Here is a 17996-nt window from a genome sequence, read left to right as displayed (position 1 = left end):
CAAGGAGGCGCGCATGAAGCAATGGCTCTTCGGTATGGTCCTGGTCGCCTCGTCGAGCGCATCCGCAGGGTGCTCCTTCGCCGTGCGGAGCCCGGAGATGTACCGCGACGACACGGCCGCGCTGCTCGCGACGCGCGAGGAGCAGATCCGGTCGTGCTACGACGCGGAGCTCGCCCGGAATCCCGGCGCCGAGGGCAAGGTCACCATCAGCTTCCTCGTGCTCGAGGACAGCGGCCGCCTCACGGACGTCGTCGTGGACCCGGAGGGCACCACCGCATCGAAGGAGGTGACGAGCTGCGTCGTCGAGTCGATCGATGGGCTCCTCCTGACACCGGCGGATCAGAACAAGGGCAAGGGGAAGTTCGTCTGGGAGTTCACGCCCCGGGCCCCGAAGGCGTAGCCGCCGGGAGGCCAAAGCGCTCGAAGGCCTGCGCGCTGTCCGCGAGCCCCCCACGCGTGGGCTCGCGGACGTGACGACGCCAGCCAGCAACCACAACCCAGCATTTCACGTCGACGACGCGACGCTCGTGACCGGGGTACGCGCGCACGTCGAGCTCATGCTCGCCTGTACGGCGAACATGACCCAGCTGAGATCCGCACGAGCCCCTGGCTCGACCGGGCCGGCGCATCGGCGTTGACGGCTCTCTGGTGGAGGGGGGCGTGGAACCTGCCGCCGAAAGGACCGATGTATGGCCGAAGATCTGAAGGAAGAGCGAGCGATCCAGAACGTCATCACCCGTGCCGCCCACAACATCGACCGGCGGCGGTGGGACGAGGTCCGCAACCTCTACGCGGATGTCGTCTTGAACGATTTCACATCGATCCTCGGGGGCGAGGCGGCCTTGCAGAAGGCGGACGACATGCTGGCGGCGTGGAAGAAATTTCATGGCGCGATCGATGTTTCGCAGCACTTCCTCGGCCCCATCGACGTCGAGGTGAGCGGGGAGGAGGCCTCCGCCGAGTGCCATGTGCGCGCTTATCACCGGTTCGCGCGCGCGCCGGGCGGCGAGGAGTGGATGGTCGCGGGGCACTACCGCTATGGGCTGACCAGGCAAGTGGATGGCTGGAGGATCAAGCAGGTGAGGTTCGAGATCGCCTACCAGACTGGCAACACGAACATGTTCGCGGAGGCTGGTCAGTGATGGCGGGCACGCGCCGGGTCAGACGGGGAGGAGCTCGGCGATGGCGAGGTCCTCCAGCTGGAGGACCGAATCGAGGTGGAAGCCGGCCTCCCGCGTGAGCTCCCTGTATTCACCGTCGCTCCGGCACCGGCCGCCGGCGCTGATCGTGAGCATGAGGACGTCGGCCAGGGCCGCCCGCGCGAGGTTCGACGGCTGGAGGATCTGCTCCATGATGAGCAGCCGCGCGCCGTTCGCGTCGCCGATCGCGCGCCGGACGACGCGCAGGATCCGGGAGCACTCGTCGTCCCCCCAGTTCCAGAGGCAGTGCTTGAGGATGTACAGATCGTGGCCGCCGGGCACCGCCTCGAAGAAGTCGCCCGGATGGAAGCTCACCCGATCGCCCACGCCGGCCTCCTGCAGGTAGCGCGTGGCGGAGGGCTCGAGGTGCGGGAGATCGAGCACCGTGGCGCGCACGTGGGGGTGGGCCTTCACGATCGCGGAGGCGAGCGTGCCCAGTCCTCCTCCCACATCGAGCACCGAGCTCACTTCCCCGAACCTGGTATAGGCCTGCGCGGCCATCGCCGAGCCCTCCAGCGAGTGGTCGAGCATGGCCCGGTTGAACAGCGCGCTGTCGGCGGCGTCGGCGCGGAGGTGCTCGTAGATCGTCTTGCCGCGGCGGTGCGTGAAGCCCGCCTTGCCATCGCGGATCGCGTCCACGAGCCCGCCCCATGCATCCTGCTGGACCGGCGAGCGGAAGAACTCGGCGAGGGCGCGCAGGCTGAAGGGGTGATCGCTCCGGAGGCGCCTCGACAGCTCGGTGTGCTGAAAGCGGCTGTCGCCGAGCTCCTCGAAGATCCCGTTCGCCGCGAGCGCCCGGAGCATGCGATAGAGCGACGGGCCGTGCAGCCCGAGCCGCGCCGCGATGTCGTCCACGCGCGTGGGCGCGTCGCCGATCGCGTCCGAGAGCCCGAGGCTCGCCGCCGTGCACGTCGCGTGAAAGAGATACATGGCATTCGTGATCTCGTTGAAGCGCTGTCGGCCGGCGCTCGAGGGGATCCGTGCTGCTGCATCGTTGTTCATGGTTCCGCTCCCATCTCATCCGATGTTCGTGGCGTCCGTGCGGCTTGCTGACGTCGAGCCCACGCAATGCGGTGCTCTGTGGGGGGCATTCCCGGCGGGAATGCCCCTCGCCCGCACGTCTGTACCTGGCGCCTTCATTTTGCCACGATTCCAGCGAGGCCCCCCGGCTGGATTCGCCAAATTCGTGCCGGGAACGAGGCCGACTCGAGGCGCTCTCCGCCCATGCGCTCCGCGTCGGCGCCGCCTTTCGATAGCCGCGCGACGGCTCCCTGCAGGCCGGCCTGCAGGTTCGCGTAGGTAGTCCCACCCCTGCTGACCCGGGAACAAGGTGGAGGTGGCGGGATGACACGGCGAGGTGCGCGGCGGGCGGTGCTCATCGGCGGGGGCATCGCGGGCCCGGTGCTCGGGAGGTTGCTGCGCGACCGAACCGGGCGATGCTGCCTTGCGCTGATTGCGCCGACTCGGCGCGATCAGTGCCCCTTCCGGACAACCCGGGCCGCGCAGGCGGCCCGCGTCCCATCGAAGGCCACCAGGAAGCGCAGGGGCCGGCCCCGGCACACGCCTGATTCAGCGCGCGGGGTACGAGCAGCTCCTCTTCTTCCCGGCGATCTCGTGCTCCTCGGACGATGAGGCTCTCGCGCCCAGGCCCCGGGCGAGAGCCTCATCGGATGTTTCGAAGGCGGACGTGAGATTTCTCGATGCACGTTGACTCGAGGAGACGTGCAAGGAGCGAGCAACCCAGGTAAAAGAGAATGACCGTGAGAAAGTCATCCCCACATTCCTGGAACTGGGCCGGTCCGCTCGCGATGTCCATTGCGCTGCTCGCCGCCTGCGGCGATGCCGCGGAGGATCCCCGGCCGGACGGCAGCAGCGTGGGCAGCTCAGGCGCCGCCGGCTCCGGCGGCTCCGGCGGCGACGCCGGTGTTGGCGGCCTGGGCGGTGGAAGCGGCGCGGGCGGCGCGGGCGGCGCCAGCGGGGAGGAGCCATCGGATCCTGCAGAGCCGCTCTTCGCCGGAACGAGCATCCCGCGGTTCGAGATCGCGCTGTCGCAGGCGTCGATCGATCAGCTCAACGCCACGCCCGACGAGTACGTCGCCGGGCAGCTCACGGTGACGATGGACGGCGAGGTGGTCGAGCTCGCCGACGTCGGCGTGCGGCTCAAGGGCGCCCTCGGCTCGCTCCGGACCCTGGACGAAAAGGCCGCATTCCTGCTGAAATTCGACGAGTTCACCGACGACCAGACCCTGCTCGGGGTGGAGAAGCTCGCGCTCAACAACATGGTCCAGGATGGGAGCATGATCCACGAGCGCCTGGCCTATGCCCTGTTCCGCGCGATGGACGTGCCCGCGCCGCGCTCGGCCCACGCGACGGTCTGGCTGAACGGCTCGCTCTACGGCCTGTATGCCACCGTCGAGGCAACGGATAACCCTCGCTTTCTGGATCGATGGTTCGGCGACCACGAGGGCAACCTGTACGAGGGGGCTTACGGGAGCGATCTCGAGCAGTCGAGCATCGAGACCTTCGACCAGGACAACGGCGACGACGTCGCGTTCGCCGATCTCTATGATCTCGCCGAGGCGCTCGACGACATGACGAGCCCGGACACGTTCCTCGCCGAGGCCTCGCAGCACATCGACATGGAACGCTACCTCGCGTTCGCGGCCACGGAGACCTTCATCGGCCACTGGGACGGTTATGCCTGGCTGCGCAACAACTACTTCATCGCGCGGCGCCCGGACGACGGCCGCTGGACCTTCCTGCCGTGGGGCCTCGACCAGACCTTCACGGACGATCTCTATCCCTTCGGCGGCGAGGCCCGCCTCCAGCAGATGTGCACCGCCTCTCCGCCGTGCCGGCAGGCGCTCGCAGCGGCGTTCGAGCGCGTCCTCGAGCGCGCTTCGGAGCTCGACCTGGCGAGAGACGCCGAGGCGGCGCGCACCCTGATCTGGGCCGACGTGCTCGAGGATCCGCGCCGGGACGTGAGCCCCGATGACGTCGGCGAGCACATCGACGCCACCATCGCTTTCCTGAACGACCGTCCTGCCAGCGTGCGGACGCAGCTCGCCTGCGCGGACTCCTCGGGGCTCGACGCGGACGGCGACCTCTCGTCCGGCTGCGACGAAGACTGCAACGACGGCGATGCCTCGGTGTACCCGGGCGCCCCCGAGCTGTGCGACCTGATCGACAACGACTGTGACGGGCTCGTGGACAACGAGCCATCGTGCCCGCATTGCGTCCCGCAGCCGCTTCCGGAGGGCGGCTCCCTGGCGTTCTGCTTCGCGCTCGCGACGTGGGCGGACGCGGAGCTCGACTGCATCGCGCAGGACGGGCACCTCGTGTCCATCCACGACGAGGACACGCAGGATCTCGTGGTCTCGGGCGCCGACGCGATCCAGCCGGGCGACTGGTGGATCGGGCTCACCGACGCGGCGTCCGAGGGGGACTTCGCGTGGACCGACGGCACACCGTACGATCACGAGCGCTGGACCGGCGGCGAGCCGAACAACGCCGGCGACGGAGAGCACTGCGTGGAGCTGGCGAGCTGGGCCAGCGGGCAGTGGAACGACATGCCCTGCTACGCCGAGCTGCCCTACGTGTGCAGGCTGCCTTGACGAGGCTCGCGCGCGCTCCAGCCGCAGAGGCCAACGTGAGGAGCCGACGCCGGGCGCAACACCGGTCATGCAGCCCCCCGCCAGCGCGCGGCGCCCGTGCGCATGCGTGATAATGTCGGCGCATGCCGAAGAAGAAGCGGGAGGTTCAGGTCAACGCGCTGTCGCGATACGAGAAGTCGTCGGGTCGGCTCGTGCTCGAGGAATACTCGAGCTGCGAGGTGCCGGCGGGCTGTGGAGGCGCGATCCTGCGGTGGATCGACCCGCTCGAGGCGCTCCCGCTGCGCCTGTGGCTCTGGACGACGGGCGAGGCGGAGCTCTTCTTCGACGGCGCGCCCTTCGCATCGAGCCGCGTCGACGCGCGCGCCGGCCGGCACGTGCTCGCGCTCTGCGTGCGGCCCAGGGGTGAATTGCCGCCGCAGCTCGCGCTCGCGCTGAGTTACTCCGACGACGCGAAGGGGAGCTTCGAGCCCGAACGTTCGCGGTCGATCGGCCGCAGGATCGACCTCCTCTCCGGCGCGGGCGCCGTGATGGTCGGAGCGACGAAGCCGCCGGAATTCGATGCCTGGCGCCTGCCGGATTTCGACGACAGCGGCTGGCCGGCCCTCGTCCAGGCGAACGCGGCGATCGAGGAGCCCTCGAAGGATTGGCACCTCGGGCAGGTGCAGAAGACGGGCGCCCGCGTCGTGGGTTTGCCCGGACAGAGGGGTCCGCTCTGGGTGCGTTGCATCTTCGAGCTCGCGCTGGGAGGTGCCGCGTGAGCCCGCGCCCGCCGCTCGTGCTCGTGCCGCAGTTCTTCGGGTCGACCGTCTTCGACCGGCGAAGCTCGCGGTATCTGCCCTTCGACCACGAGGCGACCGGCGTCCTCCTCCGCGCCCGCACGACCTCGATGGGCGTGATGATCGACGACGCCCCGCCCGAGCGGAGGGACGCGCTCGGCGCGTTCGCCGCCGCGTTTTATCGGAGGGACTTCTTCACCCACGATCTGCGCTTCGACGGCGAGGCCCTCGACGTCGTGCCGCCGGCCGATCACCTCGCGGGTCCGCTCGCCGTGCACCTCGAGGTGGCGGCCTCGTGCAACTTGACCTGCTCGCATTGTTTTGCCGGCGAGCTTCCGCGGCGCGAGCCCCCGCTCACGCTGGCCGAGCTCGACATGCTCTTCGCCACCCTCGCCCGCATGGGCTCGTTCCGCCTCGGCCTGACGGGCGGCGAGCCGCTGCTTCGCAAGGATCTCTTCGACATCCTCGATCTCGCCACCGGCCACGGCCTGCACCCGTGCCTCACGACGAATGCGCTCCTGCTCACCGAGGAGACCGCGAAGAAGCTCGGCGAGAGGTCGCTCGTCTGGCTCAACGTCTCCCTCGACGGGGCGACGGCCACGACGAACGATGTCGTCCGCGGGGCGGGGACGTTCGATCGGGTGCTGGAGAAGCTCGCCATGCTCCGGGCGCACGCGCGATTCTCGCTCGCGTTCACCGTCATGCGGCACAACGCCGACGAGGCGCGGGCGTTCGCCGAGCTCGCCGCGCGGGCGGGCGCGCACACGGCCGTGTTCCGGCCGCTGTATCCCGTGGGATCGGCCGAGGCGCGGGAGGAGCTCTGGCCGTCGTTCGGCGATTACGAGCGCGCGCTCGACGCGATCTGGACCCTCGGGGCCGACGAGGCGGGCCGCCCCGCCGAGGCGCGCGCGATCGACCCGTTCTCCCCGAAGAGCCGGCGTGATTCCCAGGCCGTCGTCCACGACAACTGGGGATGCGGCGCGGGCAACACCGTTTGCTCCATCTCCGTCGGGGGCGACGTCAATCCATGCAGCTTCCTCGGGCCGACGTTCGTCGCGGACAACGTCCGCCGCACGCCGTTCGATCGTATCTGGAGCGAGGGCGACCGATTCCGCAGAATCCGTGGTTTGCCCGGGGATGGCACGGGCACGGCGACGTTCGGCGGCGGCTGCCGGGCGCGTTCGCTCGTCATGGCCGGAGACGTCAATGCCCCCGATCCCTGGCTTGCCGAGCACGAGACCGCGCCGGTTCGCCGCAATCCCCTCACCGTGCTTCGCGCTCAGCGGAGGCTCGCATGAGCGCGCTCGACACCGGATGGCTCCTCTCGGCCGATCGTGTTTTGCCCTCGGCCCCCGAGCTCTTGACCCTCGCCGCGAGCCTCGCCGCGGCCGGCCAGCCCGAGAGGGCTGCCATCGCCTGCGACGCCGCCTTCGGCCTCGATCCCGCGGATCCGGAGCTCGCCTCCGCGCGCGCCCTCCTGCTCGATCGGCTGCGTATCGAGGAGCATGGCCTCGTGTTTCGATACGTGCCCGCGGGGCCGTTCCGGATGGGCGCGGAGGACGGCGACCCCGACGAGCAACCGGTGCATGCGGTCGAGCTCGACGCATTCTGGATGACGGAGGTCCCCATCACCTGGTCCGCCTACAACGCGCTCCTCGGCTGGCCCCCTCCGCCCAACGGGTTGCCCCCGCAGAAGCCGATGAAGGGCAAGAAGGCGGGGGAGCTCGACAGGGAGCTGTTCGGCCTCAGCAACGACCACAAGATTCGCCGCCAGTATTGTGAAAGCGAGACGATCCGCGCCCGCGACTGGCACGCGCACGCCCCCGAGACAGAATGGCTGCGCGGCGACCAGCGCGTGACGTCGACAGAGCTCTTCGGTGATGTCCCCCGGAAGGACAGCGAGCGCCCCTGGACATACGACCAGAAACCGATGGTCGCGGTCTCGTGGGCCCAGGCGAACGAGCTCGGCAAGGTGCTCTCGAACGAGCGGGCGACCTACCGTTTGCCCACGGAGGCCGAGTGGGAAAAGGCCGCGCGCGGAGGGCTCGTCGGCCATCGTTATCCCTGGGGGGACGACCCGCCCACGGCCGAGCGCTGCGACTTCGGCCGATTCGAGGCCTTCTCGATCCGCCCGCCCCAGGAATTCCGGCCGAACGGGTACGGCCTTCACGGCATGAGCGGCGGCGTCCGCGAATGGACGAGCGACGGATACGACGCCGCGTATTACTGCGAGAGCCCGCGCGCGTCCCCCACGGGCCCCGGCACGGCGAAGCAACGTGTGCTCCGCGGGGGCTCGTGGGCCGATTGCGCGTGGGCCGTGCGGGTCTCGTTCCGCATGGGGCACCGGCCCGACCGAGCGAGTGATCCGACGATCGGATTTCGCCTGTGCCGGACCTCCCGGTGACGCGCGACCTCCTCCCGGCGCCCGAGCCGCTGATGGGGTGAGAACACCGAGGGGCAGCTCGGCGTCGGCCTGGGCGTCGAGGTGCTGGAGGCGCCGCCGGACATGGTCTAGCCTGACAAGCGGTCGATCAACCAACCGCCGCGCCACGGCGGCGCCGAAGGCCGCTCCAGCGTCCCGATGGCGCCCGCAGAGAGGTCCTCCCATGCGCATCGCCCTGATTTCCGACATTCACGGCAATGAAGTGGCGCTCAGGGCCGTGCTGGCCAGCATCCAGGAGGCCGGCGTCGATCAGGTGATCTGCCTCGGGGACGTCGCGACGCTGGGGCCGCGGCCTCGGGCCATCCTGGACATGCTGCGGGAGCTCGGGTGTCCGTGCATCCTCGGCAACCACGATGAGTTCATGCTGGATCCGGAGCTGATCCGCACCTACACCGAGGCGCCCATCGTGGTCGACGCGGTGGACTGGTGCCGTGACCAGCTGTCCGGGGACGACCTCGGCTTCCTGCGCACGTTCCAGGCGCGCCTCACGATCCCGCTCGACGATCACGCGACGCTCCTCCTGTTTCACGGCTCGCCCCGGTCTCACATGGAGGACCTCCTCTCGAACACGCCGCCCGAGGAGCTGGATCGCCGCCTCGACGGCCACACGGCGACGGTGATGGCCGGAGGGCACACGCACCTCCAGATGCTCCGCCAGCACCGCGGCACGCTCCTCGTGAACCCGGGGAGCGTCGGGCTCCCGTTCAAGGAATACGCGAACGGCGGGCCGCCGACGCTGCTGCACCACGCCGAGTACGCGATCGTGGAGGCGCGCGGCGGCGCGGTCAACGTCAGCCTGCGCCGGGTGCCGGTCGACAGGGACGCGCTCCGCGCGGCCGTGGGGGCGTGCGACAACCCGATGCGCGGCGCGCTGCTGCAGCAATACGCCTGAGCGCGCGCGGCCCGGGGCGAGAGGGCGCCTTCGCGCTGCGACGTCCTGGATCGGCGAGCGCTGGAGGGTGTCTGGTACAACCCGGAGTCCGGGAACACCGATGATATGAGATCTCAAGGGGGGCGAGCTTCGTGGCGTCGACTGCCATCAAGGCGATCTCGGCGCGCTCGCGGAGGTTCACGATCTCAAGCCGGTTGGTGGTGCGGTCCTCGGCCTCCCGGGGTCATGGAGCCGCCGCCGGTGTGGACGGTCGACGGGCTCCGACGCCGCCCCGGGCGCGCGAGCGCCCCGATGAGCGCCTGGCGCGGCGCGGGCAGGCGCGCCCTCGGATCACGCGGCGTCGGCGAGGTCGACAGGCCCGATCTGCGCGCGACGGGGCGCGGCGTTCTGGTAGCCTCGACGTGCACGCCGGAGAGCGATGGAGTCCCGATGACGAAATACGAGCAGATCAAGCTGTCCTATGAGGCGTCGAAGGCGGCGATCGGCCAGGTCGCGGAGGAGCTCTTGCTCTGGATATACGAGCTGCGGGACCACCTGGCCTGGCCGAGGGACAAGTGGGCGCTCAACCGGATCGCCGGCGATGGCCAGGCCAACGGGCTGCTGCAGCGGTTCGTCGTCGAGAATCAGCCCGGCGTCGGCGAGGTCCTGAAGTGCCAGCTGTCCCTCACCGTCGAGGACGAGCTGCCGTTCACCGTCGACTTCTTCGCGGTGGGCAGGACCGACAGAGGCCTCCTCGTCGTCCTCATCGGCGGAGACCAGATCACCGTCAGCAAGGCCTCCCCCGAGCCGTTCTTCGAGAAGGCCGTGGAGCACATCCGGCAGCAGGCGAGGCGCGTGGCCAAGGCGCGCCGCGTAGGAGCCGGCCCCGGCACCCCCTACCGCCCCGCATAAGCCCCGGCACCGCCAGGCGCGAGGCGCCCGGACGAGCGCCGCCGTGCAAGAGCTCGAGGCGAGCGCCGCCGTGCAGGAGCGACAGGCGCGCCGGGGGTGACGGACTTCACCAACGAAACCCGCCCCGGCCAAAACGAAAGCCAGACCCCAGAGAAACCTGCGCAAACTCACGATATCCCGTCAGGAAGCTCCTGGCCCAGCTCCTGCTTCTACGGGACACCGAGCGCCTGATGGACGGTTTCCCCCCCCCACCGTCGGACGGGCGCTCTTTTTTTTTGTCCGCGTCGCTGCCTCGGCACCTCGCGCGGGCACGGCGCACGAGGCGCCGTGCCCCGGGGCGGTCACGGTGAGACGCAGGGGACGCTCGGCGCGGCGTCCGGCGAGAGCAGCGGCGGCAACCACCGCCGCAACACCAGGGGCACCATGGCGTCGTGCGGCATGGGCTCCGTCGGCTGGAGCTGCTCGAGCTCGCGGAGCACGCCGGGCGCGGCAGGGTGCGCCTCGACGCCGCTCTGGAAGGCGCGGCTGAAGTCGCTGATGGGACGCCTGGCCCAGGTCATCGTCTGCCACGACACGATGACATGCGTGGTCGGCGACGACCGCGCGAGGGGGAGCGCGATGTCGACATCCATGCACGTGTCGACCACGAGCGCCGCGTGCACGGGCGTGGACGCGCGCAGGGCGGTCGCGATGCCGCCCGCGCTGTTGCAGCCGCCGCCGGAGTGGCCCGCGACGACGACGCGCGTGCGGTCGAGCGTCGCGACGCCGCGCAGCCGCGCGGCGGTGGCGTCGAGGAACGCGTCCAGGTCGAAGGCCGGCCAGCTCGTCCGCGCCACCGCCACGGCCGCCGGGAGCACGGCGCTCGGCGCCGCGACAAGGATCGGCGGGATCCGGCCCGCCTCCATGAGCTCCGCCGCGATCCGGCGGACGTCGCCCTCCTGGCCGCCCCCCATCCAGCGGTACTCGATCTGCGCCGCGTTCGTGCCGTGCAGGAACACGAGGATCGGCAGCGGTCGCGCGGGGTCGGCGGCCGCCAGGCGGTGCACGAACGCGCGGCCCAGCCAGCGCTGCTCCGGAGGCACCGCGCTCGCGGCAGCCCCGGCCTGCGCTGCGCCCTCCGGGGCCGCGCCGCTCGCCGGGGCAGGCGGGCGCTCGTAGTCGTAGGTCGCGCCGTCGAGCTGCCCCGCAGGCAGCCTCGGCCCCGCCTTCGCGGCGGCCACCGGCGCAGGCCTCGGCTGCGCCCCCGTGCGGCCCGGGAAGGACGCGGCCGCGAGCCCCGCCGCGAGCGCCAGGGCGCACGCCGCCCGCGGAGCGCGCCTCCCCCGAGGAGCGCGCGGCTGCCCGCGGCGCCCGGCGGCGGTCACGGCGGTCACGGCTGCTCCCGCGCCGGGGCCTGCCCCGGAGCGGACGAGGCGCTCGAGTCCCGCGGGATCGTGCGCTTCCGCTCGAAGGCGCGGGTCGGGTCGACCACCTTGACGTCGCCGAAGCGGCTCAGCATCGGGCCGATCACCTCGGCGTCGCCCACGGCGACGAGCGCGGCGCGCGACGGCCGCACGTGATCGGCCGCGACCTTGCCGGCGAGGGCCGGCGTCATGTCCCGGAGCTCCTTGCGGTAGCCGTCGTGATGGTCGTCCGGCAGGTCGAGCACCTGCAGCCTCGCGATCTCGTCCGCGAGCCCCGCGGCCATCTCGATGCCGAGGCCGAGGCCGCCCGCGAGCCGCCGCGCCGCCGCGTCGACCTCCTCCTGCGACGGCGCCGTGGCCGCGAGCCGCTCGGCGTGCTCGAGCATCGCCTGCGCGGCGAGGCCCGCGCGCGCCGCCGGAACGCTCGCGTGGGCCAGGAGCGGGACCGGGCCGTGCGCGACGTCGAGCGTCGTCGCGGACGCCGCGCGCGCCGCGCCGCGCGGCTCGAGGAGGTCGTGCGAGAAGCGCCCCGAGGGGCCGCCGAGCACCTGGCCCGCGACCGCGAGCGCGGGCCACTCCGGGGCGCCGCGCTCGGGGCCGAGGACGCCGAGGAAGAGCTCGCTCTCCGCGCTCTTCGGGCGATCGATGACCGTGAGCTTGAGCGACCTCGGGGGCATCGGATCGGTGAACGAGAGCGCCGGAGGCTCGCCTTCGCGCCGGTCGGCGAAGGCCTTCTCGACGGCGGCGCGCGCGGCCTCGGGCGTCGTGTCGCCCGCCACAACGATCACGGTGTTCTTCGGGACGTACCACGCGGAGTGGAAGGCGCGGCAGTCGGCGGCGCTGATCTTCGGGAGCTCCGCCGCGGTCGCGCCGAACGAGGCGTAGGGGTGCAGCTCGGTCGGGAGCGCGTAGAGGTCGCGGAAGAGGATCATCATCGCGCCCCAGCGGCCGTCCGTGTGCGCGCGATCCCTCGCCGCCTCGGCGGCGCGGGCCTTCAGCTTGGCGAGCTCCGCGGCGTCGAGGCGCGGCCGCTGCACGACGAGCCCGAGCAGCGCGATCGCCTCGGCGAGGCGATCGCGGGGCGCGCGCAGGCCGATCACCGTCGCGTCGAGGCCGGTGTCCACCCCGAGGGAGGCGCCGAGCGACTCGAGGCGCGCGAGCACCTCGCGGCCGGGGAGGTTGCCGGCGCCGCCGCGCAGGAGGAGCTGGCCGGTGAGCGCCGCGAGCCCCGTGCGGTCGCCGTCGGCCGCGGAGCCGCCGTGGACGACCACCCGGACCTCCACCAGCGGCAGCGCGCGGTTCACGGCGGTGGCGACGCTCAGGCCGCCCGGGAGCTCGGCCCAGGCGATCGCGGGCATGCGCGCGGGGCGCGCGGGGCCGGACGGCGGAGGCGGCTCGCGGGGCGCGATCTCGGGCGGCGGCGCCACCTTCGCGTCCTTCGCCGGCGCGGCCGCCTGCGCGGGCGGCCGCGGCGCGCGCCCGGCGGGAGCGCAGCCGCACACCACGGCCGCCGCGAGCGCCGCCGTCCAGGAGAGCCAGGGGCGCGCCGTCCGTCGCCCGCGCCGTTCGCGTCGGTTGCTTCGCTCGCTCATGACGTCACTTCTTCCTGGGTTTCGCCGTCTTCGCCGGCTTCTTCTTCGCCGCAGGCCGGGCCGCCGCGCCGCGCGGCTTCGCCTCCCCCTTGCCCGGCGCGGCCTTCTCCTGGCCCTTGCCCGGCGCGGCGTGCGCGCCGCCTCCGGCCCGCTGCGCGCCGGCCGGCGCGCGCCCGGGCGCCCGCGGCGGCGGGGCGGCTCCCGGGATGGTGGGGGGGTAGATCTCCACGATGGTCCGGCGCGTCGGGCCGAGGTGATCGCGCACGACGCGCTGCACGTCCTCCCGGGTCACCGCGAAGTAGCGGGCGAGCTCCCCGTTCAGGTGGGCGGCGTCCCCGAAGAGGAGCTCGTGCTCGGCGAGCGCCCTCGCGCGCGCGCTCGCGCCCGCGAGGCCCGACACGAACGCCGACTGGAGCAGCCGGCGCGCCTTCGTCAGCTCGGCCGGAGGCGGCCCCGCCGTCCCAAGCGACCGGATCTCGCCCTCGATCAGCTTCTCGACGTCGCCGACCCGGGCATCCTCGGCGAGCCGCACGTCGATGGAGAAGAGATCGGGCCCGCGGTGGCCGCCCATCGCGACCCGCACCGACCGCGCGACGGCCTTGTCCCCGACGAGGAGCGCCTCGAGGCGCGAGCTGTCGCCGGCGCCGAGCAGGACGGCCGCGAGCGAGAGCGCGTGGTGATCCGCGTGCGCGCGCGGCGGGACGGCCCACCCGTAGAGGATGGCCGGAGCACGGGCGGCGCTGTCCCTGACGACGCCGGTGCGCTGGCTCGTCTGCTCGGGGAACGGGAGGTCCTTGAAGGGCGCGGCGGAGACGGCGGGGATGCCGTCGAAGTACCTGTGCACGAGCTCCATGGCCTCGCCGGCGTCGAAGCCGCCGGCGATGGCGAGCACCGCCCGGTTCGGGCCGTAGTGGGCGGCGTGGAAGTCGCGGGCCCAGGAGAGCTCGGCGCCCGCGAGGTCGTCCGCGTCGCCGAGGGCCGGGTGCTCGTGGGGCCAGTACCCCTGGAAGGCGAGCTGACGCAGCCGGATCCCGCCCTGGCCGTAGGCGGCGCCGAGGATCGCGCCGCGGCGCTCCTGCGCGTCCCTGCGCTGGGCCTCGAAGCCCTGCGCGCTCAGGTCGAGCGACCTCATGCGATCGGCCTCGAGCCACAGCGCCAGCGCGAGCTCGTTCGCGGGCAGCGTCTCGGCGTAGGTGGTGCGGTCGACCTCCGTCTCGGCGTGGAGCTCGCCGCCGCGCTCGGCCACGAGGCGCAGGTGCTCGCCCGCGGCCACGTTGCGGCTGCCCCGGGCCATCATGCCCATCACGAGGCGCGCGACGCCGCTCCTGCCGCTCGGCTCGTCGCGCGAGCCGGCGTCGTACGTGACGGCCACCGCGACCGTGGGCGAGCTCTTGTCGGGGCTCAGCACGACGCGCAGCCCGTTCTGGAGCGTGGCCCGCTCGACGGGGATCGCGAGCTCGAGCGGCGCCTCCGCCGGGGGTGCCGCGGCGCCCTTCGGCGCGGCAGCGGCGGCGCGCCGCGGGCGCGCGGTGACGGGCGCGGGCTTCGCCTCCGCGGCGGGCGCGGGCTTGCCGGACGGCGGCGCGGCGGCGGCGGGACGGGGCGCGCCTGCGCTCAGCAGGCCGAGCGCCGCGAGCCCGGCCGTGAGGGCACCGCGGAGCAGGGTTCGGCTCACGGTCGTGGACACGGCAGGGCGATAGCACGTCGCCGGCGGGGCGCGCCCGCCGCGCGGCGCAGCGACCGCGCTTCACGCTGCCGGCGGTCTCGCGTAGGCTCACGCCGCAGCTTCCGAGGTCACGAGCGCGCGCCGCGCGCCGCCCCGAGCTCAGAGAGAACCGCCGATGCCCGACGTTCAAAACCTGATGAAAGCCGTAGTCGGAACGCTCGTCTTCGTCGCAGTGGGGCTGATCGTCTTCCTGCTGGCGTTCATGCTGATCACGAAGCTGACCCCGTTCTCCATCCGCAAGGAGATCGAGGAGGACCAGAACACGGCGCTCGCGATCGTGATCGGCTCGGTGATCCTGGGCCTCGCCTGGATCATCTCGGCGGCCATCCACGGCTGACGCGCGGGTCTCGGCGTTGGCCACGGCCGGGCCCGACCTCCTCGGCGCGCTGCCGGCCGGGCGGCGCGGCGCGGCCCGCGGCGCCTTCCTGTGGGGCCGCGGCGTCGACCTCGCGGTGTTCGGCGGCTCCGCGGCGGTCGCGCTCGCCCTCGCGGCGCTCTCCTCGGGGGGCGCGCTCCCGACCTGGGGCTTCCTGCTCTTCGTGGTCGGCGTCGACGTGGCTCACGTGCACACGACGCTCTTCCGCACGTACCTCGATCCCGAGGAGCTCCGCCGCCACCCGGCGCTCTACGCCGCCGCGCCGCTCGCCTGCTACGCCGCCGGCGTCGCGCTGCACCTCGCCTCCGAGCTGACGTTCTGGCGCGCGCTCGCCTACGCCGCCGTGATCCACTTCGTGCGCCAGCAGATCGGGTGGGTCGCCATCTACCGAGCGCTCGCGGGCGAGCGCTCGCGCGTCGATCGCCTCCTCGACGACGCGCTCATCTACGCGGCGACCGGGTGGCCGCTCCTCTACTGGCACGCGCACCCGCCGCGCGCGTTCCGGTGGTTCGTGGACGGCGACTTCGTGAGCTCCCCGCGGCTCGCGGCCGCGGTGGGCCCGCTCGGCGCGGTGTACGCCGCGCTCGCCGTCGCGTACGTCGCCCGCGCGCTCCAGCGGGCCTGCGTCGCGCGCGCGCCGCTCAACCTCGGCAAGCACGTGGTCGTCGCGACGACCGCGGCGACCTGGTACGTCGGCATCGTCGCGACCGACAGCGACTTCCAGTTCACGGTCACGAACGTGATCGTCCACGGGGTGCCGTACATGGCGCTCGTCTTCGCGTACGCGCGGGAGCGGGCCCGCGAGGCGCCGCGCTCGCTGCTCGCGCGGCTCGTCGCCGGCGGGCTCCTCGCCTTCCTCGGGTTCGCGCTGGCGCTCGCGTTCGCCGAGGAGATGCTCTGGGATCGGCTCGTCTGGCACGACCAGCCGGAGCTCTTCGGCGGCGCCGTGGACGAGCCGCTCCTCGGCCCCCGCGCGCGGGCGCTGCTCGTGCCGCTGCTCGCGCTCCCGCAGGCGACCCACTACCTGCTCGACGCGGTGGTCTGGCGCCGTCACCACACGGGCCCCGCGCAGGCGCGCGCGCTCGGGTTCCGGTCCGGAGCCGTGGAGGGTGCGGACGGCGAGGGTGGCGAGGGCAACGGGCGCAGCGGCGGCGACGGCGGCGGGACGGACGCCGTGTCGGTCCCGGCGAGCCGAGAGGCTTGACCCGCGGCGCAACTCCCGTAACCCTCGGCGCTTCGCATGGCTTCGCTCGCGGCGCCCGTGCTCCAGCCACGTCCCTCGCCCCCGGCTCGGGCGCGGAGCCGGCGCCGCCTCGCGCAGCCCGAAACCATGGATCCCGGAGAAGATCCGAAGATGCTGAGAGCATGCAATGCGTGCGCGGCCTGCGCCTGCTATCGCTTCGGCATGCTTGTGCAGTCTGGGAGAGGTGACAGAAATGACTGAACCACGGCCAACCGACGGGCCCGGCGCGCCGCGCCTGACGCCGATTCCCCCGAATCCGCGCGCCCCCGTCCTCCTGGTCGACGACGACGCCGAGCTCCGCGAGATGCTCCGCGAGATGCTCGAAGCCTCCGGCTACGATGTCTACTGCGCCAGCAACGGCAAGGAGGCGCTCGATCTGCTGCACGAGGCAGACCCGCCGCCCGGGCTCATCCTCCTCGACCTGATGATGCCGGTGATGACCGGCGAGGAGATGCTCGCCGCCTTGAAGCAGGTGCATGCGCTCGCGGCCATCCCGGTGACCATCGTCTCCGGCCACGACGTCCCGCCCGAGGGCACGGCCTACCTGAAGAAGCCCGTCGACTTCGGGGCGCTGATCGGCATCGTCCAGAAGACCTGCGGCTAGCGTCTCCGCTCACCTGCCGAGCTCGCGCGGCAGGTGCGAGCCCACGCGCCGGTCGAGCTGGGCGCCGCGCTCGCGCCCCCTCAGGCCGCCGGTGAAGCGCCGCCGTGCAGTACGGGATCGGCGCCGGCCCGCTCGCCGCGCAGCTCGGCCGGCGCCGGCGACCGCGGGCTCATCGCCGCGAACGCCAGGAGCCCCACCACGGTCAGCAGGAGCGCGAGCGCGAACGCCGCCGCGAGGAACAGGATGCCGAACGACGCGCGGTCGGTTCCGCCTTCGCCCGCGCCCTGCTCCGGGTCCTCGTTGCGTCGCTCCGGCTCATCCACGCTTCGCCCTCCGCTCGGTGGTTGTGCTTACCGCCTCGCGCCGGATGGCGCAACGAACGCAGCGAGCACCCGCGGGATCGGCCGCGTTCACGGCGGATCGGCCGTGTTCACGCGGGCGCAGCAGCGTCCCCGGCGGACCCGCGGGTGAGGACATTGTCTGTCCAGAAGGCCCATCGCCGTCCGCCTCCGGCGGCGATAGGTTCGCCTCCTCGGAGGGCGAGCGAATGGCAGAAGGCCGCACCAGCGACGCTGTGGAGAAGAGCGGACAGGCGAGCTCCGATCGCCTGTGGATCCTTGTCAACACAAGCCATCGTGAGTCAGCTCCAGAACGCGTGAGCGGCCGACACCCGCGTGAAACCTTGGTGGTGCGCGACGGCGACAACGTCCTCATCAGCGTCGATGTGGGCAGGGGCTCGGCGCTCGCCGTGCCCTTCAACAAGGCAGAGCTCGGCTGCCCTGAGACCACGCTCGTCGTGCGGCTCGCGGCCAGCTCGACGCCGTGCGCCCGATGCGTCGACGACAGCCTCGCCAGGGCGGCTCAGGAGCTCGGCGGGCTCGACGCGGAGAGCGTCTTCCGCGCGGTCCGCGCCGCGATCGCCGGCTGCGCGGAGCGCGCGCACGGCGAGCGGCCCGGCAGCTCGACCGACGGCGGACCTCCGCCCGAGAGCTCCGGGCCGCGGTCGTGCGGCGCGCTCCGCCTCGCGCCGGCCAACGCGCCTCACGTGCCCGCGGGGAGCGCGCTCCCGTCGGACAGCGATATCGATGTCATCCTGATCATCTGAGTCAGGCCCCGCCGGGAGACGGCGAGTCGGCTCAACGCGGTTCGGGATGGGCCCATCGCCGATCGCGCGCTCGCAAGGGGGTAGTGGTCAAATTTGAACATGAAGGCGGGAAGGCAGGAAGAAAAGATCAAG

Annotated in this window: 17 protein-coding genes; 12 read left to right on the top strand and 5 right to left on the bottom strand. The window is 72.4% G+C overall.

The genetic code is table 11. From position 1 onward, the window contains the following. Window positions 1–13: 13 nt before the first annotated feature. Complete coding sequence (locus tag WMF36_RS44010; protein ID WP_437576838.1) at window positions 14–400, top strand: AgmX/PglI C-terminal domain-containing protein; 387 nt, start codon at window positions 14–16, stop codon at window positions 398–400. A gap of 289 nt (window positions 401–689) precedes the next feature. After that, on the top strand, window positions 690–1142 hold the full coding sequence (locus WMF36_RS44005; RefSeq protein WP_437576837.1) for a nuclear transport factor 2 family protein: 453 nt from the start codon (window positions 690–692) through the stop codon (window positions 1140–1142). Between the two features lie 18 nt (window positions 1143–1160). Here the strand turns inward: WMF36_RS44005 and WMF36_RS44000 are convergent, their stop codons facing one another. Continuing rightward, window positions 1161–2201, bottom strand: a complete 1041-nt coding sequence (locus tag WMF36_RS44000) for a methyltransferase (protein ID WP_437576836.1) — start codon at window positions 2199–2201, stop codon at window positions 1161–1163. Window positions 2202–2959: 758 nt separating this feature from the next. On the opposite strand from WMF36_RS44000, the gene WMF36_RS43995 reads away from it, so the two are divergent. The 6 genes from WMF36_RS43995 to WMF36_RS43970 all read left to right on the top strand — a co-directional run bounded on the left by WMF36_RS43995 (window position 2960) and on the right by WMF36_RS43970 (window position 9815). After that, window positions 2960–4813 (top strand): CotH kinase family protein, encoded by a 1854-nt coding sequence (locus WMF36_RS43995; protein WP_437576835.1) that lies wholly within the window; start codon window positions 2960–2962, stop codon window positions 4811–4813. Between the two features lie 122 nt (window positions 4814–4935). Beyond that, complete coding sequence (locus WMF36_RS43990; RefSeq protein WP_437576834.1) at window positions 4936–5571, top strand: hypothetical protein; 636 nt, start codon at window positions 4936–4938, stop codon at window positions 5569–5571. Next, window positions 5568–6887 (top strand): radical SAM/SPASM domain-containing protein, encoded by a 1320-nt coding sequence (locus WMF36_RS43985; protein WP_437576833.1) that lies wholly within the window; start codon window positions 5568–5570, stop codon window positions 6885–6887. The genes WMF36_RS43990 and WMF36_RS43985 overlap by 4 nt, the downstream gene beginning before the upstream one ends. Then, the gene (locus WMF36_RS43980; protein ID WP_437576832.1) at window positions 6884–7993 is read left to right on the top strand and encodes a formylglycine-generating enzyme family protein; all 1110 of its coding nucleotides are present in this window, start codon (window positions 6884–6886) and stop codon (window positions 7991–7993) included. Before WMF36_RS43985 ends, WMF36_RS43980 begins: the two co-directional genes overlap by 4 nt. 202 nt (window positions 7994–8195) lie before the next feature. After that, window positions 8196–8924, top strand: coding sequence for a metallophosphoesterase family protein (locus WMF36_RS43975; RefSeq protein ID WP_437576831.1), 729 nt, complete (start codon window positions 8196–8198; stop codon window positions 8922–8924). 291 nt (window positions 8925–9215) lie between these two features. Beyond that, window positions 9216–9815, top strand: coding sequence for a hypothetical protein (locus tag WMF36_RS43970; RefSeq protein ID WP_437576830.1), 600 nt, complete (start codon window positions 9216–9218; stop codon window positions 9813–9815). A 341-nt stretch (window positions 9816–10156) separates the two neighbouring features. Here WMF36_RS43970 and WMF36_RS43965 read toward each other — a convergent pair whose 3' ends face one another. Genes WMF36_RS43965 through WMF36_RS43955 form a run of 3 tightly spaced genes read right to left on the bottom strand, consistent with a single transcriptional unit; the run spans window position 10157 to window position 14485 of the window. Next, window positions 10157–11188: a hypothetical protein gene (locus tag WMF36_RS43965; RefSeq protein ID WP_437576829.1), complete on the bottom strand. Its 1032-nt coding sequence runs from the start codon at window positions 11186–11188 to the stop codon at window positions 10157–10159. Beyond that, window positions 11185–12810, bottom strand: coding sequence for a M16 family metallopeptidase (locus WMF36_RS43960; RefSeq protein WP_437576828.1), 1626 nt, complete (start codon window positions 12808–12810; stop codon window positions 11185–11187). The genes WMF36_RS43965 and WMF36_RS43960 overlap by 4 nt, the downstream gene beginning before the upstream one ends. 4 nt (window positions 12811–12814) lie before the next feature. Further along, window positions 12815–14485, bottom strand: a complete 1671-nt coding sequence (locus tag WMF36_RS43955) for a M16 family metallopeptidase (RefSeq protein ID WP_437576827.1) — start codon at window positions 14483–14485, stop codon at window positions 12815–12817. Between the two features lie 187 nt (window positions 14486–14672). Between WMF36_RS43955 and WMF36_RS43950 the strand changes: the two genes are divergently transcribed. The 3 genes from WMF36_RS43950 (at window position 14673) to WMF36_RS43940 (ending at window position 16759) form a co-directional block, all read left to right on the top strand. Then, window positions 14673–14873: a DUF350 domain-containing protein gene (locus WMF36_RS43950; protein WP_437576826.1), complete on the top strand. Its 201-nt coding sequence runs from the start codon at window positions 14673–14675 to the stop codon at window positions 14871–14873. Between the two features lie 16 nt (window positions 14874–14889). Next, window positions 14890–16116, top strand: coding sequence for a hypothetical protein (locus WMF36_RS43945; protein ID WP_437576824.1), 1227 nt, complete (start codon window positions 14890–14892; stop codon window positions 16114–16116). A 232-nt stretch (window positions 16117–16348) separates the two neighbouring features. Then, the gene (locus WMF36_RS43940; protein ID WP_437483678.1) at window positions 16349–16759 is read left to right on the top strand and encodes a response regulator; all 411 of its coding nucleotides are present in this window, start codon (window positions 16349–16351) and stop codon (window positions 16757–16759) included. An 80-nt stretch (window positions 16760–16839) separates the two neighbouring features. Here WMF36_RS43940 and WMF36_RS43935 read toward each other — a convergent pair whose 3' ends face one another. Then, a complete protein-coding gene (locus WMF36_RS43935) occupies window positions 16840–17082 on the bottom strand; it encodes a hypothetical protein (RefSeq protein WP_437576823.1) in 243 nt (80 codons plus the stop codon). Window positions 17083–17444: 362 nt separating this feature from the next. Here WMF36_RS43935 and WMF36_RS43930 point away from each other — a divergent pair, with 362 nt between their 5' ends. Further along, on the top strand, window positions 17445–17864 hold the full coding sequence (locus WMF36_RS43930; protein ID WP_437582038.1) for a hypothetical protein: 420 nt from the start codon (window positions 17445–17447) through the stop codon (window positions 17862–17864). Window positions 17865–17996: the final 132 nt, after the last annotated feature.

Origin of the sequence: Sorangium sp. So ce887 (assembly GCF_051521455.1) — a bacterium.
Lineage (GTDB): Bacteria > Myxococcota_A > Polyangia > Polyangiales > Polyangiaceae > Sorangium.
Note: the sequence above shows the minus strand (reverse complement) of the source record. Positions and strands in the feature narration are given on the sequence as shown.

What these genes read in the sequence shown, in the direction of transcription:
- WMF36_RS44010 (WP_437576838.1), top strand. Translation starts at nt 14, where the DNA reads ATGAAGCAATGGCTCTTCGGTATGGTCCTGGTCGCCTCGTCGAGCGCA.
- WMF36_RS44005 (WP_437576837.1), top strand. Translation starts at nt 690, where the DNA reads ATGGCCGAAGATCTGAAGGAAGAGCGAGCGATCCAGAACGTCATCACC.
- WMF36_RS44000 (WP_437576836.1), bottom strand. Translation starts at nt 2,201, where the DNA reads ATGAACAACGATGCAGCAGCACGGATCCCCTCGAGCGCCGGCCGACAG.
- WMF36_RS43990 (WP_437576834.1), top strand. Translation starts at nt 4,936, where the DNA reads ATGCCGAAGAAGAAGCGGGAGGTTCAGGTCAACGCGCTGTCGCGATAC.
- WMF36_RS43980 (WP_437576832.1), top strand. Translation starts at nt 6,884, where the DNA reads ATGAGCGCGCTCGACACCGGATGGCTCCTCTCGGCCGATCGTGTTTTG.
- WMF36_RS43975 (WP_437576831.1), top strand. Translation starts at nt 8,196, where the DNA reads ATGCGCATCGCCCTGATTTCCGACATTCACGGCAATGAAGTGGCGCTC.
- WMF36_RS43970 (WP_437576830.1), top strand. Translation starts at nt 9,216, where the DNA reads ATGAGCGCCTGGCGCGGCGCGGGCAGGCGCGCCCTCGGATCACGCGGC.
- WMF36_RS43960 (WP_437576828.1), bottom strand. Translation starts at nt 12,810, where the DNA reads ATGAGCGAGCGAAGCAACCGACGCGAACGGCGCGGGCGACGGACGGCG.
- WMF36_RS43950 (WP_437576826.1), top strand. Translation starts at nt 14,673, where the DNA reads ATGAAAGCCGTAGTCGGAACGCTCGTCTTCGTCGCAGTGGGGCTGATC.
- WMF36_RS43940 (WP_437483678.1), top strand. Translation starts at nt 16,349, where the DNA reads ATGACTGAACCACGGCCAACCGACGGGCCCGGCGCGCCGCGCCTGACG.